Origin of the sequence: Saliphagus sp. LR7, assembly GCF_003344565.1 — an archaeon.
Taxonomy (GTDB): Archaea; Halobacteriota; Halobacteria; order Halobacteriales; family Natrialbaceae; genus Saliphagus; species Saliphagus infecundisoli.
Genome location: NZ_QPND01000015.1, coordinates 81,847 through 87,846 on the forward strand (window position 1 = coordinate 81,847; position 6,000 = coordinate 87,846).

Consider the following 6,000-nt stretch of genomic DNA (forward strand, 5'->3'; position numbering starts at 1 on the left):
GGAATACCTGTTGGATGGATTCATTCTCTTCGCCAAATTCAACGTAACATCGGAAGAACCGCTCAAGGCGTTCCCGGGGATTGTCAACCCCACTTAGCTCGATCTGCAACTCCTCTGCAAACTCATCTAATTCTCGTTCCCTCGGATTCCCCGACCCAGAGGTGTTGATCGAATCGCCACTGTTCCTGCAGGATAGAACTTTTCGCAGAATTCTTGCACTGTATTCAGCAGCTCAGTTCTGCCTGCAAGTGAGGGTTTCAGCAGAGTCATTTTCACAATGATGCCGGCAACGGTATTACATAGCGCTTTGATTTGGAGCTTGACCCAGTTCGGATACCACCCTGTAAGCGCGCCAATCCAGTTACCCTGTTGAAACAATTCTCAGAAGTTAATCACGAAGATTCCTGTGTCTTTCAGAAGGTCAGAACTCGTGAACCTTTTGTGTCGTTCGCAACTGAACGGTTGAGGTTTTTGTATTTCTTCATGTGGGGAAATTATGTCGGAGCTCCCGCTCCCTCCGGAATTATCTGCTATTATTCAACGTTCTGAGCGGTCGTCCCTAATGCGATTGATTGTCTCCGCTCCTGTTCCGATATTCCTGTGGTCATCGCGAGTAGTCGCGATACGACTGGTTGCCGACCACGCATGGGCGCGAGTGGCGACAGACTCAACGCCACTCCCGCCAATGAATGGTCTGAAGACGAATGAGAACCTTTGCAATGCTCCAAGTGAACACCTTCTCTGGGAGGCCTGTCATCGTTCTACTCCTGGTTTCGGCGGTCCTCGGTGGGCTCATGGCTGGATTCTTCTTTGCCTACTCGGTGAGCGTGGTGCTAGCGCTGCGGACGCTCTCGGCGTCGGAGTATACGACAGTGATGCAGGAGATCAACGAGAAAGTGCTGAACGTCGTGTTCGGAATCGTGTTCTTCGGGACAGTCGTCGTGCCGGTCGGCAGCGCAATTCTCGTGGTGGTTCGAGGACAGTGGACGACGCTATCCAGCCAGCTGTTCCTCGCAGGGCTTATCGTCTACCTTGTTGGGACGTTTCTCGTAACAATGCGGATTCATATTCCGATGAACGACCGTATCGCCACCTGGTCTCCGGGGTCGCCACCGGATGAGTGGGCCACAGTTCGGTCCCGCTGGGCGCGATGGAACCACGTCCGGACGATGGCCGCAGTCGTCTCGTTCGCCTTGTACATCGCTGCGATCGCCTCATCCGGGGAATGAGCAGAACTCTCGTTCGATAGGGAGAGATCCCCTCTCCCGACTATTGAACGTTGGATACGAAAGAGCCATTCTGGCAGAGGTCCTCTGTACTAGAATGAATCGTCCACAGAGTGGCACAGACCGTCCGTACCAATCGCTCGACACCGAAACCGACGGCAACGACTATCCGATCACTGTCGAAGACCCGTCGACGAGGGCTCGTATCACATTCCTAGAGCGAGGCGTCGATAAACAGGGATCGTATCTGCTTATGGACGGTATTCTCCCTCCCGGAATCGACAGTGGACCGGCCCGTCTCCATCCACGGTCGGAGGCACGGTCGGAAGTGCTCGACGGACGCGCCATCGTCACCGTACGCGGCGAGGAAACGGTGCTGCTGCCCGGCGAATCGATCGTCCTCGACGCAGGTGACCCCCACACCATCCGCAACGGCGACGAGGGACGGCTGGTCGTTCGCACGACACTTCGACCACCGGGCGAGTTCGAGACCGCGATCCGGACACTGTACAGCCTCGGTGCTGGCGGTCGACCGGATCCACTCAGCGTCGCTGCAGTGTTGTACCGCCATCGAGAGGATGTCCGGCTGGTGAGCGTTCCCTGGCGTCTCCAGCGCCCGATGCTTCGCGCCCTCACCGTGGTTGTCAGGGCTTTGGGACGAGATCCAACGTAGGCGTGGTCAGGTACGTCTTCGAGCGTAGTTGGATCCATGGGACCTCAGGACAGGCCCCGCTCAGGTTATGCTCTCAGCGCGCTATAATAGATATTGTGATGAACAATGGCCTCAGCGAGTAGTGTGGCGAGAGAGAGCACCGAGCCATCGGTTGAGACGGGCAGATGGAATCTGCAGACAGTCGGTGGCATCGCCGCTCTGACCGAAGCAGCCATTTACATCGCCGGAATCGCGTATTTTCTTGTCATACTGAACTATGCGAACGTCACGGCCCCGCGACAGCAGGTGGAGCTCTTCGTCGCGAACCAGACGAGTCTGTACGCCATGTACCTCCTCATCTACGTGGTGTTCGGCATTGTACTGGTTGCTCTGGTCTTAGCACTCCACGATCGTTTGAAGACCGGTGCCCCGTCGCTAATGCAGGCGGCAACCGCGTTTGGGTTGATCTGGGCCGGACTCGTAATCGCCAGCGGTATGATTGCGAACATTGGGACGGCCACGATCGTTGACCTCTACGCTACTGATCCAAGCCAAGCGACGACTGCCTGGCTAGCGATCAATCCGGTCGTCGAAGGGCTGGGCGGCGGCAACGAAGTCGTCGGCGGCCTCTGGACGTTGCTTGTGAGTGTGGCAGCGTTACGTGCTGGCATGCTCCACCGGGTACTGAACTATTTCGGTGTCGTCGTCGGTATGGCGGGGGTCCTCTCGGCTATCCCAGCACTCGGTGTGATCGGCGGTGGAATCTTCGGTCTGACTCAGATTGTCTGGTTTGTCGGACTGGGAATTCTCCTGTTGCAGGCGAGTCGCCAGACGATAAAGTAGTGCTCACTTCAAATTATATTATATTTTTGATGGATGTGGCGTTATCAAGTCGCACAGCGATGCACAAGGCGTATGCATTGGGACAGGGAGTCGCAACTTCCAGTCGGGCGCGCGAAGATGAGACTACAGCAGGGATAGAGAGACTATGGCGTACGATTTTAGACGAATCGTGATTCCAATCGCCGCCAAATCATACCAATAAAACGATCCCTACTCCCGCAAGATTAAGGTAATACAATGAGTATTACTGAGTATGAGCAAATCTACACGTATCACGGAGAAGGGACAGACAACGATCCCAAAGAACCTTCGCGAAAAATACGACTTAGAGCCCGGTGACGAGGTCGTCTGGGTGGATACAGACGAGGGCATCGTCGTAAAAAAGCGTACTCGCACCAGTGGGCGTGGGATGCTCGTGCCCGACGATACCTCCGAGAGGAAACGTGAGGAGATCGCCGAAGAGTTGGAGCACCGCGTCCGCAAGCGCCGAGATCACAACTACGAGGAAGCCTGAATGTCGAGGTACACCGCTGACGCCGTCTCCCTCCTTGTTTACCTCGTTGATGCGCTTCCAGGAAAGGCTGACCAAATCTTTGCCGAAGCCGAAGCCGCGAAAACGGTCATCCAAGCACCGAGCACGGCGCTCGCTGAAGTGTTGTACTCGGTCTCCCGCGATAAGAACATCCGAGGCATCACCCTTACAGGAACGCCGGAGGATGCTCGACAGGCGCTGGTTGGGAACGGACCTGTCGCTGTCGCACCAGTCACCGACGCGGAACTGGTTGAGTACGCGCAGGTGGTGGACGAGTTCAGCATCCACGATGCCCTGATCGTCAGTAGTCACCGAGCACAGGATACGGACGCGATCATCACTACAGACGGTGTTATCCGCGGCGCCGGCTACGAGACCGTTTGGGACTGATATACGGACACAACGGAGCACAAACCGTTTTCCCCATCTCATCGAAGATGGCTACGTGTACGTTCGGCGGCACTAGGAGGTCGCATCCCTTATTCGTCAGTCGAACCCAGTTCCAGACCGCTTCATGCATTGAGAGTACTAGTCTCAACTCTTCGTCAACCCTGGAGTTGCGAATGCCGGTATATCTATGCATCGGATTGTACTTAACGCGGTATCATCGCCGAATCGAGACCGAATTGAACGGCTGGTAACTGCCACTCAGCTGAGTGGGTAGCGTAACATTTGCACCTTTCAGATCTTCACACTGCGTCTCCTCACCCCGTCGAGTCCGGCCTCGACGATGACGTGTTCAAACGTCGCGCAGACCATTCTCGCCGTGTGGCGAGGTCCTGGTTCCGTGAGTCCCGAGAAATCGTACTGATGTGTGTCGTCTATAACATCAAGCGGGCAGTGAAGAAGTGAATCCCACCGCCTGATGGCGATTCAACAGAGCCTCGCAAACCTATCGAGCGATGAGTCCCATAATAATCGGAGTATATCTCCCCTTTCAGAAAACGTTACACGACCGTGAACCTCCTCTCTACAATGGATCAGATACCCCCGATAGGTCTGGGAACATGGGAACACACCGACCGGAAAGACTGTATCGAGAGTGTCCGGCTCGCGCTCGAGATGGGCTACCAGCACGTAGACACCGCTCAGGTTTACGGCACGGAAGAATACGTGAGAGAGGGGATCCGGGAAGCCAGTGTGGATCGCGACGAGATATTCCTCGCGACGAAGGTCCACGAGGACGATCCGGGTCTCGGGTACGAAAATTTCTACGAGGCGGCCCGGAATCGCCTCAGTGCGCTCGGCGTCGATTATCTCGACTTACTCTACATCCACTGGCCGCTGGGATCGTACGAAGCCGAGGAAACACTCCCCGAACTCGACCGGGTCATCGACGATGGGATCGCGAAGCACGTGGGCCTCTCGAATTTCACCCCGGAGCTGATCCAAGAGGCCCGTGAGACGCTCGAAAACCCGCTATTCGCCCATCAGTTGGAGATGCATCCGTTCCTCCAGCAAGACGAGCAACTTGAGTACGCCCAGCGTCACGGGCATTCCCTTGTCGCGTACTCTCCCCTCGCACGCGGTCAGGTGTTCGAAAGCGAGGTCCTCACCGATATTGCGGCCAAACACGGCGTCAGTGCCGCCCAGGTTTCGTTAGCCTGGCTGCTTTCGAGGGAGAACGTCGTCGTGATCCCGAAAGCAACAGGAAGTGATCACCTCCGGGACAATTGGGAGGCGCAAAACTTGGAACTCGACGACGAGGACATTGAGCGGATTGGCGACATCGACCGGACGGAGCGATTCGTCAATCGAGAAGACGCCCCTTGGCGCTGACCCGGATCACTGTCCGTTCTTCTCCGGCAATTTCTCTCGGACCGTTGACCCGGAACATGGATGTAGTCACCGTCGTGAGAATGCTTCCCCCAGCGGAAGTTCACGCCATCATCGTCCGTGTAGTGAACTTTATAGTCCGCTCAGATCGTCCATTGAACATCAATACAGGCGGATTCAGCATGACAGAGTCCATCCCGAGCGGAACTTCCAGAACTGTCCGATTGAGGTGATCATCTAGTGATGACGCTGCAAGCGGTTCTTCTCTATCGATGATGGTACGAATCATGAGGAGCGCTGGCCGATTGATCGGTCCTCGGAGCGAGTGGGACTCGTCTGTCTCATCTCTCTTCCCCATCTGTTAGACAGGAATACTCCGCCAGTTGTCCGTGAGTCGTCGTCAACAAACCGCTCGGCGTTCGCAATCGAGAGTGCAGCATTCGCGAAAGCTAGATTTGGGCGCGTCATCTGCCAGTCCTGGAGCGTCTCAGCGTCGATATCTGACTGACCAGAGTCAGTCTCGGAGAGAAGTTGGTTTGTCTGCTCAATGGCCACCACCTCGGGTGAGTCGACACCGTATTCTTCCCGGTAAGTGTTGAGCTGATCCCGCATCTCCGAAATGCGTGTGACGAGCTCATCAGTTGAGACGTGTTCGTGAATGTCTACTGCCTGCTCAACGACGAGTGATTCCGACGACCGCTGATAGGTTGTCCCACCATGTTTCCCCGTCGTAGTGCCGACGAATCCCTCATCGGCGAGAGTGTTCAAATGCTTCCGAGCTGCCTTCGGTGAGGTCTGTGCGTCTTCAGCGACAGTATCAGCTGATACGGGCGAGTAATACTGGCGGCTAAAAGTTCATAGAGTTCGAGTCAGTAATGGCCGTATGGCCAATCTGGAGAACGTCTCTACCGAAGACCTCCGCCAGATCTTGGCGGAGGTCGATGACGGTGCAGCAGTACAGCGGCTGATGG

Annotated in this window: 6 protein-coding genes and 1 pseudogene; 6 read left to right on the forward strand and 1 reads right to left on the reverse strand. The window is 55.8% G+C overall.

The features are described 5' to 3' along the window. Nucleotides 1-719 precede the first annotated feature (719 nt). The 6 genes from DVH23_RS17460 (at nt 720) to DVH23_RS17485 (ending at nt 5,032) form a co-directional block, all read left to right on the forward strand. Nucleotides 720-1,229, forward strand: coding sequence for a DUF1772 domain-containing protein (locus DVH23_RS17460; protein WP_157972468.1), 510 nt, complete (start codon nt 720-722; stop codon nt 1,227-1,229). 250 nt (nt 1,230-1,479) lie between these two features. Further along, nucleotides 1,480-1,899 (forward strand): cupin domain-containing protein, encoded by a 420-nt coding sequence (locus DVH23_RS17465; protein ID WP_232833809.1) that lies wholly within the window; start codon nt 1,480-1,482, stop codon nt 1,897-1,899. Between the two features lie 123 nt (nt 1,900-2,022). Continuing rightward, complete coding sequence (locus DVH23_RS17470) at nt 2,023-2,721, forward strand: DUF4386 family protein (protein WP_198667983.1); 699 nt, start codon at nt 2,023-2,025, stop codon at nt 2,719-2,721. A 253-nt stretch (nt 2,722-2,974) separates the two neighbouring features. After that, nucleotides 2,975-3,235 (forward strand): AbrB/MazE/SpoVT family DNA-binding domain-containing protein, encoded by a 261-nt coding sequence (locus DVH23_RS17475; RefSeq protein ID WP_114578698.1) that lies wholly within the window; start codon nt 2,975-2,977, stop codon nt 3,233-3,235. After that, nucleotides 3,236-3,643 carry a hypothetical protein gene (locus DVH23_RS17480; protein WP_114578699.1) on the forward strand — a complete coding sequence of 136 codons (408 nt, stop codon included), beginning with the start codon at nt 3,236-3,238 and terminating at the stop codon, nt 3,641-3,643. 585 nt (nt 3,644-4,228) lie between these two features. Continuing rightward, nucleotides 4,229-5,032, forward strand: a complete 804-nt coding sequence (locus DVH23_RS17485) for an aldo/keto reductase (protein ID WP_114578700.1) — start codon at nt 4,229-4,231, stop codon at nt 5,030-5,032. 378 nt (nt 5,033-5,410) lie between these two features. On the opposite strand, the pseudogene DVH23_RS17490 reads toward DVH23_RS17485, so the two are convergent. Further along, nucleotides 5,411-5,866 (reverse strand): annotated as a pseudogene (locus DVH23_RS17490) (Rrf2 family transcriptional regulator); the annotation flags it as partial. Nucleotides 5,867-6,000 lie beyond the last annotated feature (134 nt).

What these genes read in the sequence shown, in the direction of transcription:
- DVH23_RS17475 (WP_114578698.1), top strand. Translation starts at nt 2,975, where the DNA reads ATGAGCAAATCTACACGTATCACGGAGAAGGGACAGACAACGATCCCA.
- DVH23_RS17460 (WP_157972468.1), top strand. Translation starts at nt 720, where the DNA reads ATGCTCCAAGTGAACACCTTCTCTGGGAGGCCTGTCATCGTTCTACTC.
- DVH23_RS17465 (WP_232833809.1), top strand. Translation starts at nt 1,480, where the DNA reads ATGGACGGTATTCTCCCTCCCGGAATCGACAGTGGACCGGCCCGTCTC.
- DVH23_RS17485 (WP_114578700.1), top strand. Translation starts at nt 4,229, where the DNA reads ATGGATCAGATACCCCCGATAGGTCTGGGAACATGGGAACACACCGAC.
- DVH23_RS17480 (WP_114578699.1), top strand. Translation starts at nt 3,236, where the DNA reads ATGTCGAGGTACACCGCTGACGCCGTCTCCCTCCTTGTTTACCTCGTT.